Raw genomic sequence first — 20,766 nt, 5'->3', positions numbered from 1 at the left:
GTTCCGGGCGGCAGCGCTCGTGGCGGCCCCTCACCCCGGCCCTCTCCCCGGAGGGGAGAGGGAGTTTCGGTTACGCCTTCGGGTTGTCGTCGACTTCCGAGAACTCGGCGTCGACGACGTCGTCGTCCTTCTTCGCCGCGTCGCCATCAGCCGACGGCGAAGCGTCCGCCTGGGCCTGCTTCTCGTAGATCGCCTGGCCGAGCTTCATAGCGACCTGGGCGAGCGCGGTGCTCTTCTCGGTCATCGCATCCGCATCGCCGCCCTCGACCGCAGCCTTGGTCGCGTCGATCGCGGCCTGGATCTCGGTCTTCAGCGACTCGTCGACCTTGTCGCCGTTATCCGCCAACTGACGCTCGGTGGTGTGGATCAGCGATTCGGCGTTGTTCTTCGCCTCGGCGCCCGCACGACGCTTCTTGTCCTCCTCGGCGAAGGTCTCTGCGTCGCGGACCATCTGCTCGATGTCGTTGTCGGACAGGCCACCCGACGCCTGGATGCGGATCTGCTGCTCCTTGCCGGTGCCCTTGTCCTTGGCCGAAACGCTGACCAGGCCGTTCGCATCGATGTCGAACGTGACTTCGATCTGTGGCACGCCGCGCGGTGCGGGCGGGATGCCGACGAGATCGAAATTGCCGAGCATCTTGTTGTCGGCCGCCATCTCGCGCTCGCCCTGGAACACACGGATCGTCACCGCACCCTGGTTGTCGTCGGCGGTCGAATAGGTCTGCGACTTCTTGGTCGGGATCGTCGTGTTGCGATCGATCATCCGGGTGAACACGCCACCCAGCGTCTCGATGCCCAGCGACAGCGGCGTCACGTCGAGCAGCAGCACGTCCTTGACGTCGCCCTGCAGCACGCCGGCCTGGATCGCGGCGCCCATCGCGACGACCTCGTCCGGGTTGACGCCGGTGTGCGGCTCCTTGCCGAAGAACTGCTTCACGACTTCACGGACGCGCGGCATGCGCGTCATGCCGCCGACCAGCACGACTTCCGAGATGTCCTCGGGCTTCAGGCCACCGTCTGCGAGCGCCTTGCGGCACGGCTCGAGCGTACGCTTGACCAGATCCTCGACCATCCGCTCCAGGTCGGCGCGGGTGATCGACTTCACCAGATGCTTCGGACCGTTCTGGTCCGCGGTGATGAAGGGCAGGTTGACCTCGGTCGACTGCGCCGAGCTCAGCTCGATCTTCGCCTTCTCGGCCGCTTCCTTCAGACGCTGCAGCGCCAGCTTGTCCTTGGCGAGGTCGATGCCCTCAGCCTTCTTGAACTCGTCGGCGAGATACTGGACGATCTTGTTGTCGAAATCCTCACCACCGAGGAACGTGTCGCCGTTGGTGGCCTTCACCTCGAACACGCCGTCGCCGATTTCCAGCACCGAGATATCGAACGTGCCGCCGCCGAGATCGTAGACCGCGATCGTCTTGCCGTCCTGCTTGTCGAGGCCGTAGGCCAGCGCCGCCGCGGTCGGCTCGTTGATGATGCGCAGCACCTCGAGGCCGGCGATCTGGCCGGCGTCCTTAGTCGCCTGGCGCTGGGCGTCGTTGAAATACGCGGGAACGGTGATGACCGCCTGCGTGACCGTCTCGCCAAGATACGACTCCGCGGTTTCCTTCATCTTCTGCAGCGTGAACGCCGAGATCTGCGACGGCGAGTAATCCTTGCCGCCGGCCGAGACCCATGCGTCGCCGTTCGGCCCGCGCGAGATCTTGTACGGGACCAGCTCGGTGTCCTTCTTGGTGATCGGATCGTCGAAGCGACGGCCGATCAGGCGCTTCACCGCGAAGATGGTGTTGTCGCCGTTCGTCACTGCCTGGCGCTTGGCCGGCTGGCCGACCAGTCGCTCGCCATCCTTGGCGAACGCGACGATCGACGGCGTGGTGCGCGCGCCCTCGGAATTCTCGATGACCTTGGGCTTGCCGCCTTCCATGACGGAAACGCAGCTGTTGGTCGTGCCGAGATCGATACCGATTACTTTAGCCATGAGTTCTGATTAGCCCCTCACTTGAAACGAAAATACGAAACCGGTTCCACCCCGTTACGGCAGTGGAACCTTTCTGATGATGGGCGCGATATAGGTGGCCTCGCGCTTGCCGCAAGATTGTACCGGTCATAGGATGCGCAAGTGGTCTGGCCCGGAGAAAAGTAACCTATGCGTATCGTTTTCGGACTGGGTGTTGCCGCGATGGCACTGGCGTCGTGTTCGCAGCCTAAGGAGTTGTCGGTCGACGGCGCCTATATCCGGCTGGGCGCGGTGACCGGACGCCCCGCGGCGGCGTATTTCACGGTGCACGGCGGGCCGACCCCGGCGACGCTGATCTCGGTCACCACCGACGTCGCGATCAAGGCCGAGATGCACGAGACGATGGCGAAGAACGGCGTGACCTCGATGGCGCCGTTCACGCGCCTGGAGATCCCGGCGAACACCGACGTCGCCTTCGCGCCGGGCGGGCGGCATGTGATGCTGTTCAACATGAACCCGGGGATCAAGCCGGGCGCGCGGGCGATGCTGACCTTCGCATTCGCCGACGGGACGCGGATCCTGTACAACGCGAACGTCGTGGCTGCGGGGACTGCGACGGGGACTCCGGCGGGGAAGTGACGCGTAGAGACGCAAGGCGCGCGCTGACCGAGGGGGAGACGACGCTGGCGGCATCGGTGTTCGGAAGCGCGATCGACTACTCCCAAGTCAGCCTGACGCGGCGCAAATGGGCGTTCTTCCAACCGCGCGACACGGTGATGGCACCGCGCGGCTGCATCCACTTCCACCCCAAGGGCGACCTGTGGTGCGACGATTTCGCGCATGCGCACCTGACGCTGCAGGGGCTGTTCATCCACGAGATGACCCATATCTGGCAGCACCAGCGCGGGGTTTTCCTGCCGTTGGCGCGGCATCCCTGGTGCCGGTACGACTATGCGTTCCGGCCGGGGGTGGCGCTGCATCGCTACGGGATCGAGCAACAGGGCGAGATCGTGCGGCATGCGTTCCTGCTGCGCGCAGGGGCGAAGGTGGCGGGAGCGCCGCCGCTCGAGCAATACGAGACGGTGCTGCCGTTCACGCCGTTAGCGTCGGCCTAGTCGGCTCACGGTTATGATTGGGAACAGGCCAAAACCACCCCGTCACCCCGGACCTGTTCCGGGGTCCACTGTTCCGCGAACTCAAACACCGATGAGGATGCGGAACGGTGGATGCCGGAACAAGCCCGGCATGACAAAAAGGGTCAAACCAAACCGGCTTCAAAGCCAACTACGACCATCCGCTCCGCCACACCCGTAAGGCGGCAGCTGCCCTGGGAAGCGCGCCTGCATCTTGTGGCAACCCCACGCGCGCATCGGCCCCGGCGCATAGCCGTTCAGCGCGATGCCGACCTCGTCATACGGACTCGAGCCACGCGCGACGTACATGTACCAACGCCCGCCGAACATCACCGCCGCCGCGATGAGCACGACGCAAACGACCTGAACGATTTTCTGCATTGAAGACCCCTTTTGTAAAGAAGGGCGCCCCGTTGCAGACAACATGGATCAATTTCAACCACCGATCTGGTAGATCGCGATCCACTCGGTCGGCCGAAATCCGCCGCTTACAGCGCGTCGAAATCGATAGGTCGTGTCCGATCAAGCGCTTGCGGTGCTTCCGGCATCGGATATTTCAGTCCGGTCGCGCAGTTGAAAAGAACGACCTTGTCGTCCTCGTCGACCAGCCCGGTGTTCAGCGCCTGATGATATGCCGCGAGCGTCGCGCCGCCTTCGGGGCACAACAACAGGCCATCCTGCTTGGCCGCCGCATCGACCGCCTTCAGGATCGCCGGATCGCCGACCGCGAGCGCCTGCCCGCCACTCTCCCGTACGGCGCGGAGGATCAGGAAGTCGCCGACCGCCTTCGGCACGCGAATACCGGCCGCAACGGTGCTCGCGTCTTCCCAACGCTCGGCATGCTCCTCGCCCGCCTCGAACGCGCGCACGATCGGCGCGCAGCCGCTCGCCTGCACCGCGAACATTTTCGGCCGCTCGGAGCCGATCCAGCCGAGCTTCTCGAGTTCGTCGAACGCCTTCCACATCCCGATCAGCCCGGTCCCGCCGCCGGTCGGATAGAAGATCGCATCCGGCAGTTTCCAGCCGAACTGCGCGGCGAGTTCGAGCCCCATCGTCTTCTTGCCCTCGATCCGATAGGGCTCCTTCAACGTCGAGAAATCGAACCAGCGGCCTTCAGCGGCGCCCTTGCCGACGATCGCGCCGCAATCGTCGATCAGGCCGTTGACCCGCCAGACGCGCGCGCCCTGCATCGCGATCTCGCGGACGTTGATCTCGGGGGTGTCGTCGGGGCAGAACACGATCGTCTCGATCCCGCAGCGCGTCGCATACGCCGCCAGCGCCGCGCCCGCATTGCCGTTGGTCGGCATCGCGATCTTGGTGACGCCGAGTTCCTTCGCCATCGCGACGGCCATGACGAGACCGCGCGCCTTGAACGAGCCGGTCGGGAGGCGGCCTTCGTCCTTGACCAGCACGTTGGGCCCGCCGGACTTGGTCAGCGGCACGAGTGGTGTCTCGATCTCGCCGAGGCTGACGATGTTGTCCGTGTGACGGACCGGAAGCAGCTCCCGCCACCGCCAAAGATCAGTCGGCCGCGCCTCGATCGTGTCGCGCGAGATCGCAGACCGCACCGCGTCGAGGTCGTAGCGGACGAGCAACGGCCGCCCGGCACGCGAAAGCCCATGAAGCTGGTCCGCCTCATACCGCTCGCCGGTGATCGAGCATTCGAGATGCGTGACGAAGGTCTGCCGATCGGTCGTGAGGTTCTGGTTCATGGACTGACTTTCAAATCCTCCCCTGCAAGGGGAGGGGGACCAGCGCAGCTGGTGGAGGGGGCGTGCCGCGTTCGTACCGCTCGACGTAAACGCGCCCGGCCGCAGATGTTACGCGGGAGGAGAGCCCCCTCCACCACCACGCAAGCGCGTGGCGGTCCCCCTCCCCGTTTCGGGGAGGATTAGCCAGCCTTGGCGACGCCGACCATTGCCGGACGCAGCAGGCGGTCCTTGATCATGTAGCCGACCTGCATCTCCTGGACGATCGTGCCCGGCGGCTGGTCGCTCGGGATTTCCATCATCGCCTGGTGCTTGTTCGGGTCGAGCATCTGGCCTTCCGCAGCGATCTTGGTGATGCCGTGGCGCTGGAACACGCTCTCCAGCTCGCGACCGGTCGCTTCGAGGCCAGTAACGAGCCCCTTCATCTTCTCGTCCGAGCGCAGATCTGCCGGGATCGCCGACAGCCCCCGCGAGAGGTTGTCGGCAACCGACAGCACGTCGCGCGCGAACGCCGTTGCGGCATAGGCACGCGCGTCCTGCGCTTCCTTCTCGGCGCGGCGGCGGACGTTCTGGATCTCGGCCTGCGCGTACAGGACGTTCTGCTTGGCTTCGGCGAGCTGGTTCTCCAACTCGGCGACGCGGTCGTTCGCGGCGACTTCGGGCGCATCTTCAGCGGTCTCTTCGCGCAGGTCTGCAGGCGTGTTCTGGTCGATCTCGGACATTGCTTTCCCTATAAAATTGGCCGGCTCAACCCATCAACCGGGCGAGCGTTGCAGCCGTGAAATCCACCATGGGCACGACGCGCGCATAGTTCAACCGCGTGGGGCCGATCACACCGACCACGCCGACCACGCGGCCGTCCAACCCGCGGAACGGTCGCGCGATCACCGAAGACCCTGACAACGCGAACAATTTGGTCTCCGCGCCAATGAAAATCCGGGTCGAATCGCCCGCCCGCGCACTGTCCAAAAGCGATGCGACTTCCTGCTTTCCCTCGAGATCGTCGAGCAGGTCGCGCACCCGGTCGAGATCGGCGGCGGCGGCGGCATCGATCAGCCGTCCCTGCCCGCGCACGATCAGCACCGGGCGTCGATCCGCATCCTCGCTCCACACCGCAATCCCGCGCTCGACCAGCGTTCGCGCCGCGCCGTCCAGTGCCGCCTGCCCATCCGCCAGCTCGCGCTCGATCCGGCCCCGCGCTTCCGCCAGCGTCAGCCCGCCGAGCGTCGCCGACATGTAATTGCCAGCCTCGATCAGCGCGGATGCCGACATGCCCTTGGGCAGCGCGATCACGCGGTTCTCGACCGAGCCGTCCTCGCTGACCAGCACCGCCAGCGCCTGCTCGGGCGACAGCGCGACGAACGCGATCTGGCGGAGTTTCAGCTCGCGCTTGGGCACCATCACCAGTCCGGCGCAAGCCGACAGCCCCGACAGCGCGAGCGTGGTCGCGGCGAGCGCCTCCTCGACCGGACCACCGACGCCGGCGCGTGCCTCGATCGTCTGGCGCTCCTCGATGGACGGCTCCATCGCCTGCATCATGCCGTCGACGAACAGCCGCAAGCCGCGATCGGTCGGCATGCGTCCGGCGCTCGTATGCGGGCTGGCGAGCAGGCCGAGCCCTTCGAGTTCGCCCATCACCCCGCGAATCGAAGCGGGTGAGAGGCTCAGACCAGTCAGCTGCGCGATCGTCTTCGACCCGACCGGCGTGCCGCTGGCGAGATAGCTGTCGACCACCGCACGAAAAATGTCGCGCGCGCGATCGGTCAGTTCGGTGACGGGGGGCGTGGCCATACGCTTTGATCTAGGCTGGCGAGCGACCAAACGAAAGGCTAGGCACCTGCAATTACTCACACCCCGTTCGTGCCGAGTAGGGGTCGAGCGAAGTCGAGAACCCGTATCGAGGTACTGTCCTTCGATACGCCATCTCGACAAGCTCGATGGCTACTCGGGACGAACGGCAATTTGATTAGGACACCGACTATGCGCCCATCCGGCCGCGCCCCAGACCAGATGCGTGCGATCACGATCGAGCCGCGCTTCACCAAGCATGCCGAGGGCTCCGTCCTAATCGGCTTCGGCGACACCAAGGTGCTCGTCACCGCCAGCGTCGAGGAGAAGGTGCCGCCGTTCATGCGCGGCAAGGGCGAGGGCTGGGTGACCGCCGAATACGGCATGCTCCCGCGCGCCACCAACACGCGCAACAACCGCGAGGCCGCCAAGGGCAAGCAGTCGGGCCGCACGCAGGAAATCCAGCGGCTGATCGGCCGTTCGCTCCGCGCAGTGGTCGACCTGAAGCTGCTCGGCGAGCGCCAGATCGTGATCGATTGTGACGTGATCCAGGCCGATGGCGGCACGCGCACCGCGTCGATATCGGGCGGTTGGGTCGCATTGCGGCTCGCAATCGACGGGCTGCTCGCGAGCGGCAAGCTGACCGCCGACCCGCTGACGCAGAAGGTCGCGGCGATCAGCTGCGGCATCTACCAGGGCAATCCGGTGCTCGACCTCGACTATATCGAGGATTCGGGCGCGGATGCGGATGCGAACTTCGTGCTGCTGGAGAACGGCAACATCGCCGAAGCACAGGCGACCGCCGAGGGCGCGACGTATGACGAGGAGGCGCTGCTCCGCCTGCTGCGGCTCGCGCGGATCGGTTGCACGGATATCTTCGCAGCACAGGCGAAAGCCGTGGCCAAGTGAGCGGCGAAGGCAAGGAACCGCAGGCGATCCGCAAGCTCCAGCCGGGCAAGCTGGTCATCGCCAGCCACAACAAGGGCAAGGTTCGCGAGATCGCGGCGTTGCTCGAAGGACGGGGCCTCGAAGTCGTCTCGGCCGCCGAGCTCGACCTGCCCGAGCCAATCGAGACGGGCACCACCTTCTTCGCGAACGCCGAACTGAAGGCGCGGTCGGCCGCCGACCTGTCGGGCTACCCCGCGCTCGCGGACGATAGCGGTCTATGCGTCGATGCGCTCGGCGGTGATCCGGGCGTCTACACGGCGGATTGGGCGGAAACGCCGAACGGTCGCGACTGGATGATGGCGATGCAGAAGGTCGAGGACGCGGTCGCCGCCAAGGGCCCGGACGCAACGCGCGGCGCGCATTTCGTCAGCGTGCTCGCGCTCGCATGGCCCGATGGTCATGTCGAATGGTTCGAGGGCCGTGCCGAGGGTACGCTGACCTGGCCGCCGCGCGGCAATGTCGGGTTCGGCTACGATCCCGTCTTCGTACCGCTCGGCTACGATCAGACCTACGCCGAACTCCCGCACGAAACGAAGAACGCGATCAGCCACCGCAACGAAGCGTTCAAGCTCCTCGAAGCCGCGGTGTTCTGATTTGTATCGATCCTCCCCCGCCAGGGGGAGGTGGCTGGCCCTTGCCAGACGGAGGGGGAGGAAAGGGAAACCGCCGTTCCGTGTCCTCCCCCTCCGTCACCTCCGGTGCCACCCCCCCTGGCGGGGGAGGATCGCAAATCCTAAGTCGACCGACTCAAACGGCGATCAGCTGCTTCTTTGGCCAGTTCACGACCGGCAAGGCCTCGAACGCCGGTTTCGCCAGCAGATACCCCTGGATATACCGCACGCCCAACGCACGCAGGGCGTCGTACTCGCCCTCGGTCTCGACCCCCTCGGCGATTACCGAGATCCCCAACCCCGCGCACATCCGCAGCATCCCCTCGACGATCATCCGCCGCGGCAGGCTCGTGTCGATGTCGCGGATCAGCTCCATGTCGAGCTTGATGATATCCGGCTGGAACCGCGCGAGCAGGTTCAATCCCGCATGTCCCGCCCCGAAATCGTCAAGCGCGGTGCCGAAGCCCATCTTCTGATACGTCGCGATGATATTCGCGACATGCGCCGGATCGAGCATTTCCTCGTTCTCGGTGAACTCGAAGATCAGCCGGTCGGTCGGCATCCCCACCGCGCCCGCGGTCTTCAGCGTCAACTGGATGCACGCCGCCGGCGAATACACCGCGTTCGGGAGGAAATTGATCGACAGTCGCGCGGGCGTATCGAGCAGCCCGGCCTTCACCGACGCCTCGATCGCGCGCACCCGGCATTGCTGGTCGAATGCATACAGGTTCGCCGCATCGACCTGGCCCAACACGCTCGCCGCCGACTGCCCTTCGGGCCCGCGCACCAGCGCCTCGTACGCGAAGACCGTCTCCGTCTCGACGTCGACGATCGGCTGGAACGCCATCGAAAAAGCGAACGACAGGCCGGCGCCGTCACGACATCCGACGCAACCGATACGGGGGACATCGGGTTGGGGTACTGGTTTCATTAAAGTAGGTTAGGCGGAAACCACTTAAGAAAGTACCACTGTCCCGAAACTACCGGCTTGCTCCAGATCAATAGGCGCGTTCGCCGAAGACGTTGCCGGGCGGCGAATAGCGGCACACCAAATAGTCGTCGGTCTTGTTGCTCGCCATCGCGCAGCCGACCTGCGTCGAGCCGCGCCAGACGATCTGCGTGTAGTGCGCGACGTCGTCGACCTTGCCGGTGCGGCTGAACCCGGGAGTCGGCATGTTGATGAAGTCGCGCTTCTCGGCGACCCAATGGCCGATCATCTCGGGATAGGCATAGGCATAGCGCGTGCCGGTCCACAAATTCTCGCCTTCGCGGTTCATGCCCTGCGGTTGCGGGGCGTGCGCGAATTTGCGCGTGCGTGCCATCTCCTCGGCATAGGCGCGCGCGGTCGTCGCCAGCGTATCGCTCCAGGTCAGCGGCGCCACGCCCACCGCGGCGCGCGCGGCATTGTGGCCGTCGATCATCGCCGTCTTGAGCAGGCTCGCACCGCGCGGGGCCGGCGCCATCGATTCGCGCGGCTCGACGACTCGCTCGGGCCCCTGCGCGCAGCCCGCCAGCAATAACGCCCCGGCGATCGCCAAACCCATCCTTGCCGTCATTGCGCTTCCTTCGGCCGCCCCGTGCGACCATATGCGCGAGATAATGCCCGTCTTCGAAACACCAAGCCCCAACGCTCCTCAACCGGGCGATCTCGCGCTGTACGTCCATTGGCCGTTCTGCGTGTCGAAATGCCCGTATTGCGACTTCAACAGCCATGTCCGCGACGAGGTCGACCAGGCGGCCTGGCGCGCCGCGCTGCTGACCGACCTCGACCATGAAGCGCGCGTGCTGCCGGGACGGAAGTTGCAGTCGATCTTCTTCGGCGGTGGCACGCCCTCGCTCATGCCACCCTCGACCGTGGCCGCCGTACTGAATGCGGCGGAGAAGGCGTGGGGGTTCGCCGAGGGGATCGAGATCACGCTGGAGGCGAACCCGTCCTCGGTCGAGGCCGCAAGGTTCGCCGATCTGGCCAGCGCAGGCGTGAATCGGGTGTCGCTCGGGCTGCAATCGCTCGACGATCAGGCGCTGAAGTTCCTCGGCCGCGCGCATGACGTGAACGAGGGCCAAGCCGCGCTCGCCACCGCGCAAAACGTCTTTCCCCGCGTCAGTTTCGACCTGATCTATGCGCTCCCCGGCCAGCGGCTCGACGACTGGCGTGCCGAGCTCGCGCGCGCGCTGAGCCTGGGGACGGAACATCTCTCGCTGTATCAGCTGACGATCGAGGCCGGGACGCGGTTCGCGACCGAGGCGCTCGCGGGGCGGATCGTGATCCCGGACGGCGATTCGGCGGCCGACCTGTTCGAGGCGACGCGTGCCGATACCGCCGCGGCGGGACTGCCGGCCTACGAAACGTCGAACCACGCGCGGCGGGGAGCGGAGAGCCGCCACAACCTCGCTTACTGGCGCTACCAGGATTACGCCGGGATCGGGCCCGGCGCGCATGGCCGGCGTGGCGGGCTGGCGACGGTGCGGCGCAAGAAGCCGGAGAACTGGCTGGCGGCGATCGAGCGCAACGGCCACGGGATGGAAGTCGAGGACCCGCTGACGCCCTCGTCGCGGGCGACCGAGGCGTTGCTGATGGGGTTGCGGCTGGCCGAAGGGATCGATCTGGACCGGATCACGGCGCTGAACGCGGGTATCGTACCGGTGGACTTGGCGGCGGTGGCGCGGTTGGAGGCGTTGGGGCTGATCGCCCACACGCCGGGCCGCCTGCGAGTCACCGAAGCCGGCGCGCTCTTGCTCGACGCAATCCTGCCGGAAATCGTAACGGCTTAGGGAGCCGCTGCGTTGCCTTCCCCCCTCCCTGAAAGGGAGGGGTTGGGGGTGGGTCGGTATGGGGCGGGCGCGTCGATAGCCAATTGGCCAACCCACCCCCTACCCCTCCCTTCCAGGGAGGGGCGAAGAGCTTACTTCCCAAACCCGGCCGGCGCGGGCGAGACCACCGTCGTCGTGCCGCCACGGATTTCCTTCACCTCCAGCGCACGCTCGGCAACGTTGTCGCGGCCGAAGCGAAACGCGCCGTCGATCCCCGCAAACCCGTCGCCGTCGCGCAGGCGGTTGACCGGGAACGGCGTGCCGGGCTTCCAATCGCGGGCGATGCGAACGGTCAGCAGGACCGAATCATACCCAAGGCTCGACAGGCGGTACGGCCCCGCCCCGAACCGTGCGCGGTATTTGGCGGCGTATTGGCGGTAGAGCGTGTCGGAGACGCTGGCGTACCAGGCGCCCGACAGCGCAGGCTTGGCGGCGATGCTGGTGTCGGAATTCCAGAGTTCGGTGCCGAGGATGCGCGTCGACGCGCCGCCGCCGCGCTTGACCATCGTCGCAGCCGACGCTGCGGTCGCGCCACCATCGGCGATCAGGACCGCGTCGTAAGGCGCCTTCGCCGCAAGCCGCGTGACCGCACCGGAAACGCCGCCGGGACCGCGCGCGTAGGTCTGGAGCGAGACGACCTGACCACCCGCGCCTTCGACCGCGCGAAGGAACGCGGTCGACGCGCGCTCACCGTACAGGCCGTTGGGGACCAGGCCGGCGAAGTTGCTGACGCCGCGTGTCCGGGCGAAATCGACGACGCGCGCGATCGACTGGGTCGGGACATAGCCCATCAGGTACGCGCCGTTGCCCGCCACGCCGAGATCGTTGGAGAAGCTGAGCACCGGGATGTTCGCGGCGCGCGCGATCGGCGCGACGGCACGGACATCGTCAGCAAGCAGCGGCCCGAGGATCAGCTGCGCGCCCTCGGCGATCGCGCGCTGCGCGGCGGCGGCGGCCCCGGTCGCGGTGTCGTAGTTGGTGATCCGGACGCGCTGGTTCTGCGTATCGAGCAACGCTAGCATCGTCGCGTTGGCGATCGAGGTGCCGACGCCGGCGTTGCTGCCCGACAGCGGCACGAGCAGCGCGACGCGGTTACGCTCGGCATCGCGCGGGATGCCGGTCTCGACGCCGATGTCGGGCCGGTCGGCGGGACGCGTGGTCGGACGCTGCTGCGACGGCTCGACGGGACCACGCGGGACGATCGTCTGGCACGCGCCGAGCAGGCACGCCGCGGCAAGCGTCGCCCATCGCCCGAATGTGCCCATCGAAAGCGGGCCGGATTGCCCTATCGTCGTCGCGTCTGCCATGACCATCCCCATGAACCCTGAAACTCTTCTCGATCCCGGCCTCTACATCGTCGCGACCCCGATCGGCAATCTTGGCGATCTGTCGCCGCGCGCCGCCGACATCCTCCGCCGCGCCGACGTGATCGCGGTCGAGGACAGCCGCGTGACTGCAGGGCTGCTCCGCCACATCGGCACGAAGACGCCGATGGTACCGTATCACGATCACAGCGCGGAAGGGGTCCGGCCGGCGCTGATCGCGCGGATGGCGACGCAGGCGGTTGCGCTGGTGTCGGATGCGGGGACGCCGCTGATTTCGGATCCGGGGTTCAAGCTGGTGCGCGACGCGCGCGCGGCGGGGCATCTGGTGGTGACGATCCCCGGACCGTGCGCTGCGGTGGCGGCGCTGACGCTGGCGGGGCTGCCGACCGACCGGTTCCTGTTCGTCGGCTTCCTCCCGTCGAAGATGCACGCGCGCGCAGAGGCGATCGCCGAGATCGCGACGATCCGCGCGACGCTCGTGATGTATGAATCGGGGCCGCGCCTGGGGGCATGCCTCGCCGCGTTGGCGGAAGGGCTCGGTGACCGCGAGGCGGCGGTGACGCGCGAGATCAGCAAGAAGTTCGAGGAAGCGGTGACGGGGACGCTCTCGACGCTCACCGAACGCTATGCGGACTCGCCGCCGCGTGGGGAGATCGTGATCGTCGTCGCGCCGCCGGGCGAGGCTCCGCCGGCCAGTGCGGAGGATGGCGATACGGCGTTGACCGAAGCGCTCACTCGCCTGTCGACTGGCCAAGCCGCAAGCGAAGTCGCGAAGAAGCTCGGCCTCGACCGCAAGACCCTCTACGCGCGGGCGCTGGAACTGAAAGCGGAGAAGGGATGACGCCCCTTCCTCCCCCCTCCCCGGAAGGAAGGGCGCCCTTTCTTCCCCCCTCCCTGAAAGAAAGGGCGCCTCTTCTTCCCCCCTCCCTGAAAGGGAGGGGCCGGGGGTGGGTCGGCCGCTTGGTATCCGCAGCACCAGCCAACAAACCAACCCACCCCCAACCCCTCCCTTTCAGGGATGGGAGCAGGCATGCGTGACCGCCGCTCCGCCGAGATCGCCGGCCGTCGCGGCGAGCGCTTGGCGGGGTGGTGGCTAAGGCTGAAGGGCTGGAGCATCCTCGATCGCCGTGTGCGGACTCCCGCCGGCGAGGTCGATCTCGTCGCGCGGAAAGGCAACCTGATCGCCTTCGTCGAGGTAAAGACCCGCGCGACCGCCGCCGAACTCGACTTCGCGATCGACGAGCGCCGCCTCGCCCGCGTCGCGGCAGCGGCGGAATATCTGATGCCGCGCTATGCCGGGCCGGGCGACGACATCCGCGTCGACGTCATCCTCCTCGCCCCCGGCACCCGGCCGCGGCATATCGAGAATGCCTGGATCGGGTGATGCCTCGACCGTTCGTGGCGAAACCTCGCAAAGCTTCCGTCATCCTGACGAAAGTCAGGATCCAGAGCCACGAAGCGATGCCCTCGATTATCCTGGATCCTGACTTTCGTCAGGATGACGGGGTTACGCGTGCCACGTCACCCGATGACTTCGCGTCCCCCCGCGCCTACATGCGCTCCACCGCATAGAAGGAAGACGCATGAGCCTCACCGTCGCCGTCCAGATGGACCCGCTCGACAGCATCAACATCGCCGGCGACTCGACGTTCGCGCTGATGTTGTCCGCGCAGGATCGTGGCCATAGGCTCTTCCATTACTCGGCCGAGGACCTGAACTACCGCGACGGCCGCGTCTGGGCGAAGGCGCATCCGGTCACCGTGCAGCGCGTCGTCGGCGATCACTTCAGCGTCGGCAAGCCGGTGAATCTCGATCTCGGCGACGAGGCCGATGTCGTGCTCATGCGGCAGGATCCCCCGTTCGATCTCGGCTACATCACCGCGACGCATCTGCTCGAGCGGATCGCCGACAAGACGCTCGTCGTGAACGATCCTGCGCAGGTCCGGAACGCGCCCGAAAAGGTGTTCGTGCTCGATTACCCGCAGTTCATGCCGCCGACGCTCGTCACGCGGTCGCTCGACGAAGCCCGGAAGTTCCTCGCCGAGCACGGCGCGATCGTCATCAAGCCGCTGCACGGCAATGGCGGCAAGGCGATCTTCAAGGTCGAGTCGGACGGCGCGAACCTGTCGGCGCTGATGGAGGTCTTCAACATGACGTGGCGCGAGCCGCACATGGTCCAGGCGTTCCTCCCCGACGTGGCGAAGGGCGACAAGCGGATCGTGCTCATCGATGGCGAGGTAGCGGGCGCGATCAACCGTCTGCCGGGCGAAGGCGAGATCCGCTCGAACCTCGCGGTCGGCGGCTCGGCGGAAAAGTCGGAACTGACCGACAAGGAGCGCGAGATCTGCGCGGTGCTCGGGCCGGAACTGAAGAAACGCGGGTTGCTGTTCGTCGGTATCGACGTGATTGGCGGCACGTGGCTGACCGAGATCAACGTGACGTCGCCAACCGGGATCGTCGCGATCGAGAAGTTCGATGGGACCGATGTCGCAGGCATGATCTGGGATGCGATCGAGGCGAAGGTCGCCGCGCGGTAGCCTTTTCCAAAAACACTACCCCGGCGGGAGGCCGGGGTGGTGGGCACCTGTTCAGTTGATCGCGGAATAGCCGCCTCGCGGAACCCATCCGGCGTCCCGGCAGTATCTCATACCCATGACCGAATTCATCCTCGATCTCATCGCCTGGGGCGGATATTTCGGTATCTTCCTGTTGATGGCGCTCGAGAATATCGTGCCGCCCGTGCCATCCGAAGTGATCATGGGGCTTGGCGGCATGGCGGTCGCGCGGGGTAACATGAGCGTCGTGCCGCTGATCGCATGGGGCACGGCAGGCTCGGTCGTCGGCAACTACTTCTGGTATTATATCGGCCGCAACATCGGCTACGAACGCTTCCGCCCGTTCATCGAGCGCAACGGTCGCTGGCTGACGATGGAATGGTCGGATGTCGAGAAGATCCACCGCTTCTTCATGAAGCGCGGCGGTTGGGTGATCTTCGTGTTCCGGTTCATGCCGACCTTCCGCACCGTCATCTCGCTGCCCGCGGGGATGACGCGCATGCCGATCTGGCAGTTCGTGATATGGACCGCGGCGGGCAGCGCGATCTGGAACACCGTGCTCACCTATGCCGGAATCCTGCTCGGATCGCATTTCGAGGAGCTCGACCGCTATGTCGGGCCGGTGGCCGTCGCGACGTTCGTCGTCATCATCATCGGCTATGTCTGGCGCGTCGTCACCTGGAAGCCTAAGGGCTCGGCCTGAATATCTCAGGCCCGCGGATGCGCGTTGCGGTACACGTCCATCAGATGCGCGGCGTCGACCTGCGTATAGACCTGCGTCGAACTGAGACTGGCATGGCCCAGCAGTTCCTGTAGCGCACGCAGATCCGCCCCCCGCCCCAGCAGATGCGTCGCGAAACTGTGGCGCAGTGCATGCGGCGTGGTCCGGTCGCCGAGCCCGAGACGGGCACGCGCGGCCTGCACCCCGCGCCGGATCATCACCGGCGACAACGCCCCGCCCTTCGCGCCCCGAAACAGCGGTTCGTCGCGCGCGATCGGCCAAGGCGTCTGCGCGACATAAGCCTCGATCGCCGTACGGACCTGCGGCAACAGCGGTACTACGCGGGTCTTGGCGCGCTTGCCCGTCACCCGGATCGCCTCGCCGAGCGGCAGGATATCGCCCCGCAACGTCAGCGCCTCGCCGATCCGCAGGCCTGCGCCGTACAACAGCATCAGCACCGCCCAGTCGCGCGCGCCGATCCAGGGTTCGGCCGCATCGTCGGCCACCTCCTCCGCCAGCGCGACTGCCTCGGCCGGCGAGATCGGCCGTGGCACGCCGGTCTTGACGCGCGGTCCCCGCATCCGCGGTTGCTCGGCGGCTTCGTTCGCCCAGGCGAGAAACCCGCGCACCGCCGACAATTCGCGCGCGGCCGAGGCGTTGCCGAGCCCCGACTCGCGACGCTGCGCCAGATACGCCCGCAGGTCCGTCGCCGTCACTCGCGCCAGCGCCGCGCGGTCGATCGCCTCGCCCCAATGGCCGATCAGGAATGCGGTCAGCCGCTCGGCCGCCGCGCGGTAGGCGCGTACCGTGTGCACCGATCGCCGACGGTCGCGCGCGAGATGGTCGGCCCAAAGCATCGACGGCGGCAGGTCTTCGTTACACTCCATAAACGGACAGTAACGCGTTCCATCGACAAACAAAATTAACTCCCCTTGCGGTATTGAACGCCATGTCCCCCGCTGACTTGATCTCTGATATGTTTGCCGATGAAACCCGACGCGTGGCGGCGCTCCATGCGCTGGCACTGCTCGACAGCGAGCCGGAGCGCGAATTCGATGCGCTGGTGGCGTTGGCGGCAGAGATGCTGAGGTGCCCGACCGCCTTGATGACCCTCGTCGATAGCGATCGGCTCTGGATCAAGGCCGCGGCGGGCGGCGAACGCGGGGAGATCAGCCGCGATATCGGGATGTGCGCCTATACGATCCAAAACGAGGACCCGCTCGTCATCGAAGACCTCGATGCCGATCCGCGGTTCGCACAAAACCCGCTGGTCATGGCGGAACGAGGCGCCCGATTTTATGCGGGTGCGGCGATCCGCGCGGTGGATGCTTCGGGTGAGCGTCATGCTATCGGCACGATATGCGTCATCGATACGGTGCCACGCAGCCTTAACGACGCAGGCCGCCGTGCCCTGACCCATCTCGCGACATTGGCCGAGACGACGATCGCCGCAAGGTCTGCCGCCAACCGCGCGATCGCGATCGCCACCACCGCCGACCGGCAGGCCGCAGCGCTCGTCCGGCAGGACCGGATCTTCCGCCAGGCCGAGCGGATGGCGGCGATCGGATCGTGGCGCGTCTCGCTTGAGGACAATCACCTCGAATGGTCCGACGGCGTCTATCACATCTACGGCCTGCCGATCGGCGACCTGCCCGACATGTCGGGCGCAATGGAATTCTATCCGGCGCACGCCCGCGACGCGCTGGCCGTCGCACTCGACCGCACGATCGAGAGCGGCGCGCCCTTCGACCTCGAAATCGACTTCACCACCGTCCAGGGCGAGCCGCGCCGGGTCCGCGTCCTCGGCGAACGCGAGTGCATCGACGACACCCCGGTCGCGCTGGTCGGGGTGTTCCAGGACGTGACCGAACGCCACGCGCTCGAAACCACGCTGCGCCGCTCCGCCGACACCGATTCGCTCACCGGAATCGCCAATCGCGCGGCGTTCGACCGCGCGCTCGACGCGGCAATGGCCCGGTCGCGGGCCAATGCGACGCCGCTGCTGCTCGCGCTGCTCGATCTCGACGGGTTCAAGGCGATCAACGACACGCTCGGCCACACCGCGGGCGACGACGTGCTGCGCGGCGTCGGCCGGGTCTTGCGCGAACCCTGGCTCAAGGGCAGCTTCGTGGCGAGGCTGGGCGGCGACGAATTCGCGGTGCTGGTCGAGCATCCCGCGCTGACCGCGGTGCCGAGCCAGGTCTGCGCGCGGTTGCAGGAAGCGCTGCGTTTCCCGATCGCGCTCAACGGACTGGCGATGGTCAGCGCCGGGACGGTCGGGATCGCCGCGTTGGAGCCCGATTGCCTCACCGTCCGCGACTTCGTCCACCGCGCCGATACCGTCCTCTACAAGGAGAAGCGCGGGCGCGTCGGCGAACGTCGGCGGTCCGACCGGCGCGACGCCGCGTAAGGCGGTTCACGCGGAGTCGTTCTATCCCCATATACGGACAAGATGTCGTCCCGCGCCCGTGTCCTGATCCTCAACGCCGCCCTCGGGCCGCTCGACTACCGCGTGCCCGCCGGCATGGAGGTCGGGCCGGGCTCGATCGTTGTCGCGCCGCTGGGGCCAAGGCAGTTGCTCGGCGTGGTGTGGGAGCCGGAGCGGATGCCGTCCGATGCGGAGGTCGGCGACAACCGGTTGCGCAACCTGCTCGCGGTCGCCGACGTACCGCCACTGGGGGCACCGCTACGCCGGCTGGTCGAGTGGACCGCGGATTATTACCTCGCGTCACCGGCGTCGGTGTTGCGGATGACGCTCGCCTCGACCTCGGCGCTGGAGGGCGCGCGGACCGCTGTCGAGTACCGCGCGACCGGTGTCGTGCCGCCCCGCCTGACGCCGCAGCGTGAGCAGGCGCTGGAGCGGATCGGTGATCGCCAGGGCCTGATCCGCGAGTTGGCGACGACCGCCGACGTCAGCGATGCGGTGATCCGCGGACTAGTGAAGGTCGGTGCGATCGAGGCAGTCGAGGTCAGTCTGGACAGCCCCTACCCTGTCCCCGATCCCTCGCATCACGAGCCGACCTTGTCCGAGGACCAGCGGGCGGCGGCGGATGCCCTGGTTGCGGGGGTGGCCGAGCACGCGTTCCACCCGACGTTGCTCGACGGGGTCACGGGATCGGGCAAGACGGAAGTGTATTTCGAAGCGGTGGCGCAGGCGATCCGCGACGGGCGCCAGACCTTGGTGCTGCTCCCCGAGATCGCGCTGACTGAGCCTTTCCTCAAGCGCTTCCATGACCGGTTCGGGTGCGAGCCGATCGCGTGGCATTCGGGGCTGCGGTCGACGCAGCGGCGCAGGGCCTGGCGGGCGATCGCGAGTGGCGAGGCATTGGTGACGGTAGGCGCGCGGTCTGCGTTGTTCCTGCCGTACCGCGACCTCGGCCTGATCGTCGTCGACGAGGCGCACGAGACCAGCTTCAAGCAGGAAGAGGGCGTGCATTATCATGCGCGCGACGTGGCTGTGATGCGCGGCAAGTTCGAGGGGTGCCCGGTCATCCTTGCGTCTGCCACGCCGGCGATCGAGACGCGACAACAGGTCGCGACCGGGCGATATGCGGAACTGAAGCTGCCCGGCCGGTTCGGGGTGGCGGAGATGCCGACGATCGAGCCGATCGACCTGATCAAGGAACCGCCCGAGCGTGGTCGTTGGCTGGCACCGCGTCTCGTCAAGGCGATGCAGGAGACACTGGAGCGGCGCGAGCAGTCGTTGCTGTTCCTCAACCGGCGCGGCTATGCGCCGCTGACGCTGTGCCGGACGTGCGGGCATCGGTTTCAATGCCCAAACTGTACCGCGTGGATGGTCGAGCATCGGCTTACGCGCAGGCTCGCCTGCCATCATTGCGGCCACATCGAACCGACGCCGCGCGTGTGTCCAGAGTGCAAGGGCGAGGATACACTGGTCGCCTGCGGGCCGGGGGTCGAGCGAATCGCTGACGAGGTGACGGCGCTGTTCCCCGAGGCGAAGACCGCCGTGGTGACCTCGGACACGATCTGGTCGCCAGCCAAGGCGGCTGAGTTCGTCGGGCGGATGGAGGCAGGCGATATCGACATCGTCGTCGGCACGCAGCTCGTGACGAAAGGATATCACTTCCCCAACCTGACGCTGGTCGGCGTGGTCGACGCGGACCTAGGTCTAGATGGCGGCGACCTCAGAGCGGCGGAACGCACGTTCCAGCAGATCCGCCAAGTGTCGGGCCGCGCTGGGCGTGGCGAGAAACCTGGCCACGTATTCATCCAGACCCACAGCCCCGGCGCGCAGGTCATGCAGGCGCTGATCACCGGCGATGCGGATGCATTCTATGCCGCGGAGACGGATGCGCGGAAGGATGCGGGGGCGCCACCTTTCGGGCGCTACGCGGCGATCGTGGTGTCCTCCGAGGACCAAGGTTGCGCGCACGACACGGCGAAGCTGGTCGGCCGCAGCGCCCCTGAGGTCGAGGGAATGCACGTCTACGGCCCGGCGCCGGCGCCTTTGGCGATGTTGCGGGGGCGGCACCGGTATCGGCTGCTCGTCCATGCGCGGCGGGCGCTGGATGTGCAGGATGTCATCCGGGAATGGTTGGGGAAGCTGGACTGGCCGTCTAAGGTTCGCGTGACGGTGGACGTCGACCCGTATAACTTCCTGTAGCGCTGGGGGCTCCCACACCGGGTAGGCCACCACCCCGGCGGAGGCCGGGGCCCAATTGGGGGACGCAGGTGATCGACGCCGCGCTTCGTTACTTCTACCTTTCCAATTGGGCCCCGGCCTGCGCCGGGGTGGAAGCAGAAGAGTGAGAAGGGAGTTTGTTCACCCGCGAAGGCGGGTGCCCAGTCTGGGTCCCCGCCTTCGCGGGGAAACAGTCTTAGCTCAATTGCAGAGGTTACTCGCCGGCGTGCTCGGCAAGCACCGTCAGTCCCTTGGCGTTGACCTCGGCGAAACCGCCCTTGATCGCGATGATCTCGGGGGTGCCGTTCTGCGTGCGGTATACCTGCACGCCGCCATCGCGGACCGTCGACATGAAGGGCGCGTGGCCTTCGAGGACGCCGAAATCGCCTTCGGTGCCGGGGACGACGACCATGTAGACCTCCTCCGAGCGGACGAGCTTTTCTGGCGTGACGAGTTCGAAATGCAGCATGTCTGGGACCTTCTCCCTCTCCCCTTCGGGGAGAGGGTCGGGGTGAGGGGCAGTACCGGGGTGTGGCGCTTGTGGTGGGGCGCACCACCCCACCACA

Annotated in this window: 21 protein-coding genes; 11 read left to right on the top strand and 10 right to left on the bottom strand. The window is 66.8% G+C overall.

All coding sequences use genetic code 11. The annotated features are described in order from the left end of the window. Positions 1–70 precede the first annotated feature (70 nt). Positions 71–1,978 (bottom strand): molecular chaperone DnaK, encoded by a 1,908-nt coding sequence (gene dnaK / locus H8S47_RS17550; protein ID WP_187505066.1) that lies wholly within the window; start codon positions 1,976–1,978, stop codon positions 71–73. Positions 1,979–2,146: 168 nt separating this feature from the next. Between dnaK and H8S47_RS17545 the strand changes: the two genes are divergently transcribed. Next, entirely contained in the window at positions 2,147–2,596 is a 450-nt protein-coding gene (locus tag H8S47_RS17545; RefSeq protein WP_187505065.1) for a copper chaperone PCu(A)C, read from the top strand. Continuing rightward, positions 2,593–3,072, top strand: a complete 480-nt coding sequence (locus tag H8S47_RS17540) for a vgr related protein (RefSeq protein ID WP_187505064.1) — start codon at positions 2,593–2,595, stop codon at positions 3,070–3,072. The genes H8S47_RS17545 and H8S47_RS17540 overlap by 4 nt, the downstream gene beginning before the upstream one ends. 159 nt (positions 3,073–3,231) lie before the next feature. On the opposite strand, the gene H8S47_RS17535 is transcribed toward H8S47_RS17540, so the two are convergent. The 4 genes from H8S47_RS17535 to hrcA form a co-directional block, all read right to left on the bottom strand. Further along, a complete protein-coding gene (locus tag H8S47_RS17535; protein ID WP_187505063.1) occupies positions 3,232–3,471 on the bottom strand; it encodes a hypothetical protein in 240 nt (79 codons plus the stop codon). A gap of 107 nt (positions 3,472–3,578) precedes the next feature. Further along, positions 3,579–4,802 carry a threonine synthase gene (locus H8S47_RS17530; protein WP_187505062.1) on the bottom strand — a complete coding sequence of 408 codons (1,224 nt, stop codon included), beginning with the start codon at positions 4,800–4,802 and terminating at the stop codon, positions 3,579–3,581. Positions 4,803–4,981: 179 nt separating this feature from the next. Beyond that, positions 4,982–5,521 carry a nucleotide exchange factor GrpE gene (gene grpE, locus H8S47_RS17525; RefSeq protein ID WP_187505061.1) on the bottom strand — a complete coding sequence of 180 codons (540 nt, stop codon included), beginning with the start codon at positions 5,519–5,521 and terminating at the stop codon, positions 4,982–4,984. A 25-nt stretch (positions 5,522–5,546) separates the two neighbouring features. Next, positions 5,547–6,590, bottom strand: a complete 1,044-nt coding sequence (gene hrcA, locus H8S47_RS17520; RefSeq protein WP_187505060.1) for a heat-inducible transcriptional repressor HrcA — start codon at positions 6,588–6,590, stop codon at positions 5,547–5,549. 189 nt (positions 6,591–6,779) lie between these two features. Here hrcA and rph point away from each other — a divergent pair, with 189 nt between their 5' ends. After that, positions 6,780–7,496: a ribonuclease PH gene (rph, locus tag H8S47_RS17515; RefSeq protein ID WP_056055360.1), complete on the top strand. Its 717-nt coding sequence runs from the start codon at positions 6,780–6,782 to the stop codon at positions 7,494–7,496. Further along, positions 7,493–8,128, top strand: a complete 636-nt coding sequence (rdgB, locus tag H8S47_RS17510; RefSeq protein ID WP_187505059.1) for an RdgB/HAM1 family non-canonical purine NTP pyrophosphatase — start codon at positions 7,493–7,495, stop codon at positions 8,126–8,128. Before rph ends, rdgB begins: the two co-directional genes overlap by 4 nt. A 154-nt stretch (positions 8,129–8,282) precedes the next feature. Here the strand turns inward: rdgB and H8S47_RS17505 are convergent, their stop codons facing one another. Both H8S47_RS17505 and H8S47_RS17500 read right to left on the bottom strand, forming a co-directional pair. Continuing rightward, the gene (locus H8S47_RS17505) at positions 8,283–9,077 is read right to left on the bottom strand and encodes an EAL domain-containing protein (protein ID WP_449619028.1); all 795 of its coding nucleotides are present in this window, start codon (positions 9,075–9,077) and stop codon (positions 8,283–8,285) included. A 67-nt stretch (positions 9,078–9,144) separates the two neighbouring features. Continuing rightward, entirely contained in the window at positions 9,145–9,702 is a 558-nt protein-coding gene (locus H8S47_RS17500; protein WP_187505058.1) for a CAP domain-containing protein, read from the bottom strand. 31 nt (positions 9,703–9,733) lie between these two features. Here H8S47_RS17500 and hemW point away from each other — a divergent pair, with 31 nt between their 5' ends. Further along, positions 9,734–10,918: a radical SAM family heme chaperone HemW gene (gene hemW / locus H8S47_RS17495; RefSeq protein WP_235983031.1), complete on the top strand. Its 1,185-nt coding sequence runs from the start codon at positions 9,734–9,736 to the stop codon at positions 10,916–10,918. Positions 10,919–11,049: 131 nt separating this feature from the next. Here the strand turns inward: hemW and H8S47_RS17490 are convergent, their stop codons facing one another. Continuing rightward, positions 11,050–12,264, bottom strand: coding sequence for a penicillin-binding protein activator (locus H8S47_RS17490; RefSeq protein ID WP_187505057.1), 1,215 nt, complete (start codon positions 12,262–12,264; stop codon positions 11,050–11,052). A 10-nt stretch (positions 12,265–12,274) separates the two neighbouring features. On the opposite strand from H8S47_RS17490, the gene rsmI reads away from it, so the two are divergent. The 4 genes from rsmI to H8S47_RS17470 all read left to right on the top strand — a co-directional run bounded on the left by rsmI (position 12,275) and on the right by H8S47_RS17470 (position 15,540). Beyond that, complete coding sequence (gene rsmI / locus H8S47_RS17485; RefSeq protein WP_187505056.1) at positions 12,275–13,123, top strand: 16S rRNA (cytidine(1402)-2'-O)-methyltransferase; 849 nt, start codon at positions 12,275–12,277, stop codon at positions 13,121–13,123. Positions 13,124–13,312: 189 nt separating this feature from the next. After that, positions 13,313–13,666 carry a YraN family protein gene (locus H8S47_RS17480; protein ID WP_187505055.1) on the top strand — a complete coding sequence of 118 codons (354 nt, stop codon included), beginning with the start codon at positions 13,313–13,315 and terminating at the stop codon, positions 13,664–13,666. A 199-nt stretch (positions 13,667–13,865) separates the two neighbouring features. Further along, positions 13,866–14,819, top strand: a complete 954-nt coding sequence (gshB, locus tag H8S47_RS17475; RefSeq protein WP_187505054.1) for a glutathione synthase — start codon at positions 13,866–13,868, stop codon at positions 14,817–14,819. A gap of 115 nt (positions 14,820–14,934) precedes the next feature. Continuing rightward, on the top strand, positions 14,935–15,540 hold the full coding sequence (locus H8S47_RS17470; RefSeq protein WP_187505053.1) for a DedA family protein: 606 nt from the start codon (positions 14,935–14,937) through the stop codon (positions 15,538–15,540). A gap of 5 nt (positions 15,541–15,545) precedes the next feature. On the opposite strand, the gene H8S47_RS17465 is transcribed toward H8S47_RS17470, so the two are convergent. Next, a complete protein-coding gene (locus H8S47_RS17465; RefSeq protein ID WP_235983030.1) occupies positions 15,546–16,445 on the bottom strand; it encodes a tyrosine recombinase XerC in 900 nt (299 codons plus the stop codon). 89 nt (positions 16,446–16,534) lie between these two features. On the opposite strand from H8S47_RS17465, the gene H8S47_RS17460 reads away from it, so the two are divergent. Together H8S47_RS17460 and H8S47_RS17455 are read left to right on the top strand one after the other, a co-directional pair. Then, a complete protein-coding gene (locus tag H8S47_RS17460; protein WP_235983029.1) occupies positions 16,535–17,968 on the top strand; it encodes a diguanylate cyclase domain-containing protein in 1,434 nt (477 codons plus the stop codon). A 42-nt stretch (positions 17,969–18,010) separates the two neighbouring features. After that, on the top strand, positions 18,011–20,182 hold the full coding sequence (locus tag H8S47_RS17455) for a primosomal protein N' (RefSeq protein WP_187505051.1): 2,172 nt from the start codon (positions 18,011–18,013) through the stop codon (positions 20,180–20,182). Positions 20,183–20,414: 232 nt separating this feature from the next. On the opposite strand, the gene H8S47_RS17450 is transcribed toward H8S47_RS17455, so the two are convergent. Further along, a complete protein-coding gene (locus H8S47_RS17450) occupies positions 20,415–20,669 on the bottom strand; it encodes an ATP synthase F1 subunit epsilon (protein WP_093399766.1) in 255 nt (84 codons plus the stop codon). Positions 20,670–20,766: the final 97 nt, after the last annotated feature.

This window comes from Sphingomonas albertensis (genome assembly GCF_014358075.1).
GTDB classification, from domain to species: domain Bacteria; phylum Pseudomonadota; class Alphaproteobacteria; order Sphingomonadales; family Sphingomonadaceae; genus Sphingomonas; species Sphingomonas albertensis.
The sequence above is the reverse complement of the archived record's forward strand: the minus strand, read 5'-3'. Positions and strand labels throughout refer to the sequence as shown.

Coding starts and splice junctions, on each gene's coding strand:
- rsmI (WP_187505056.1), top strand. CDS start 12,275: ATGAACCCTGAAACTCTTCTCGATCCCGGCCTCTACATCGTCGCGACC.
- H8S47_RS17480 (WP_187505055.1), top strand. CDS start 13,313: ATGCGTGACCGCCGCTCCGCCGAGATCGCCGGCCGTCGCGGCGAGCGC.
- H8S47_RS17450 (WP_093399766.1), bottom strand. CDS start 20,669: ATGCTGCATTTCGAACTCGTCACGCCAGAAAAGCTCGTCCGCTCGGAG.
- H8S47_RS17470 (WP_187505053.1), top strand. CDS start 14,935: ATGACCGAATTCATCCTCGATCTCATCGCCTGGGGCGGATATTTCGGT.
- H8S47_RS17530 (WP_187505062.1), bottom strand. CDS start 4,802: ATGAACCAGAACCTCACGACCGATCGGCAGACCTTCGTCACGCATCTC.
- H8S47_RS17490 (WP_187505057.1), bottom strand. CDS start 12,264: ATGGCAGACGCGACGACGATAGGGCAATCCGGCCCGCTTTCGATGGGC.
- gshB (WP_187505054.1), top strand. CDS start 13,866: ATGAGCCTCACCGTCGCCGTCCAGATGGACCCGCTCGACAGCATCAAC.
- H8S47_RS17460 (WP_235983029.1), top strand. CDS start 16,535: ATGTTTGCCGATGAAACCCGACGCGTGGCGGCGCTCCATGCGCTGGCA.
- H8S47_RS17505 (WP_449619028.1), bottom strand. CDS start 9,077: ATGAAACCAGTACCCCAACCCGATGTCCCCCGTATCGGTTGCGTCGGA.
- hemW (WP_235983031.1), top strand. CDS start 9,734: ATGCGCGAGATAATGCCCGTCTTCGAAACACCAAGCCCCAACGCTCCT.
- grpE (WP_187505061.1), bottom strand. CDS start 5,521: ATGTCCGAGATCGACCAGAACACGCCTGCAGACCTGCGCGAAGAGACC.
- H8S47_RS17545 (WP_187505065.1), top strand. CDS start 2,147: ATGCGTATCGTTTTCGGACTGGGTGTTGCCGCGATGGCACTGGCGTCG.
- H8S47_RS17535 (WP_187505063.1), bottom strand. CDS start 3,471: ATGCAGAAAATCGTTCAGGTCGTTTGCGTCGTGCTCATCGCGGCGGCG.
- dnaK (WP_187505066.1), bottom strand. CDS start 1,978: ATGGCTAAAGTAATCGGTATCGATCTCGGCACGACCAACAGCTGCGTT.
- H8S47_RS17455 (WP_187505051.1), top strand. CDS start 18,011: ATGTCGTCCCGCGCCCGTGTCCTGATCCTCAACGCCGCCCTCGGGCCG.
- hrcA (WP_187505060.1), bottom strand. CDS start 6,590: ATGGCCACGCCCCCCGTCACCGAACTGACCGATCGCGCGCGCGACATT.
- H8S47_RS17465 (WP_235983030.1), bottom strand. CDS start 16,445: ATGGAGTGTAACGAAGACCTGCCGCCGTCGATGCTTTGGGCCGACCAT.
- rph (WP_056055360.1), top strand. CDS start 6,780: ATGCGCCCATCCGGCCGCGCCCCAGACCAGATGCGTGCGATCACGATC.
- H8S47_RS17500 (WP_187505058.1), bottom strand. CDS start 9,702: ATGACGGCAAGGATGGGTTTGGCGATCGCCGGGGCGTTATTGCTGGCG.